Here is a 1,526-nt window from a genome sequence, read left to right as displayed (position 1 = left end):
GAATGGCACTTACTTAAGCCCGTGGAGCGTGCCCATATTTTCGGACACGCTCGCGTTCGATGTGACGATGATCTTTCAGCCATGGGTAAGACTTCGGTCTTCGTTTGCGCATTCGTGGTTCGATGCGACCGGGGCGATTCCCAACGCAAGACTGCGCGATCAGGTTGAACAGGAGACACTGGTCGTGAATTGCCGTCAGACCTCTGGCCAGCCATTCAGTCCATAGCTGCACGGTGTGCTTGAAACTCAGTGTTCTCGGGTCAGTGGCATAGTGGTTGGCGGCCTGAGCCATCAGCAGCCGGATCAGATTGTAGGCCAGCAGATGGACCCAGATCTCTTTCTCGTTCATGTGGGCAGTCTGGCAATGCAGCACATCCATACCCATCGTCGTCTTGATGTTACGTAGATCCAGTTCCACGTTCCAACGCCTGGCATACAGTTGCGAGAGGTCTTCCTTGCTGGTCTTGCGTGCATCAAGCATCGTGGTGACCAGCACCCGGTGATGCAGTCTGGACTCGCGCATCATCAGTTCGTCCGGGAAGGCTTGGTACTGCTCACGCGTCATCCAGGCTGGGCAATGCCGGGGTTTGGGCCACGTCACAATGTGATCGCGCGTGCCCAGCGACTTGCCTCGCCGAAAGTCGGTGCGGCGCGCCCCATGCTGCTCCATCACGACATCTACCCCGGCGGCAATCATTGAGGCCATTAGAAAGTAATGGCAGTACAAGGCATCGGCGACAATCACGTCACCGCTGCGAAACGTGCCTTGCAGCAGGCGAAACGCCGTCAGCTCCCCGCTGCCTTTGCCCGCGTATGTGCCCACAGCCGACTCCAGTACTGCGCCGCTTGCCAGACAGATCACCGCAACCAGATAGGCCAATGGGAAGCCCACTCCTTCGGCCTGGGAACTGGACTGCGGGAAGCGGGCCTGGTTCGACGGCGTATCGGGCATCGAGATCCCCGTGCCGTCAACCAGCTTGACCGGGCGCCCGCGCCATTTCCAGCCCGGCTCGGCCTGTTCATGCAATTGACGCCCCGTCTCGCGCGCCAACTCCCGGACCATCGTCAGTGGTAGTCTCTGGCGAGCGCGGCAGTAGCCTCCCGTACGCACACTCATGGGCCGCAGCCCGTCGGCAGCTCGCTGCGCGGCCCACCCGTTGACTGCCTTCTGACACGAAGCGTCCTCTTCCAGCGCCTGGCGCATGAACATCGACAGCGTCACCGTCGGCGGATACAGCCGTTCCCGATGCTCTGGCAAATACGCTTCCGTTATGGCCAACAGCCTCGGGCTCGTCAGTATGTTGAAATAGTCCACAGCCTGTGTCCTGCGCGAGCGGCTCTGAACTGTGCCTCGTGTTTGCCTATGATGATTTCGTGCAGTACGATCCATGGGGGCTGATCTTTGGAATGAGACGGTGTTTGCCTGGTAACAACCATCCTATCAATCCCTGGATCAGCCCCCTCCCTTTTTCTTCAAGCACTTATCCGCGTCTTCTCCTGCATGCGGCCTTAAGTAAGTGCCATTC

At 59.1% G+C, this 1,526-nt stretch carries 1 protein-coding gene; it reads right to left on the bottom strand.

The genetic code is table 11. From position 1 onward, the window contains the following. Positions 1–13 precede the first annotated feature (13 nt). Positions 14–1,390, bottom strand: a complete 1,377-nt coding sequence (locus tag BO1_RS48815) for an IS4 family transposase (protein WP_028223773.1) — start codon at positions 1,388–1,390, stop codon at positions 14–16. Positions 1,391–1,526: the final 136 nt, after the last annotated feature.

It is taken from the genome of Paraburkholderia oxyphila NBRC 105797, from assembly GCF_000685075.1.
Lineage (GTDB): Bacteria > Pseudomonadota > Gammaproteobacteria > Burkholderiales > Burkholderiaceae > Paraburkholderia > Paraburkholderia oxyphila.
This window is presented reverse-complemented; position numbering and strand designations above follow the sequence as displayed.

Excerpts from the sequence above, each read along its gene's own strand:
- BO1_RS48815 (WP_028223773.1), bottom strand. The coding sequence starts at position 1,390 with ATGGATCGTACTGCACGAAATCATCATAGGCAAACACGAGGCACAGTT.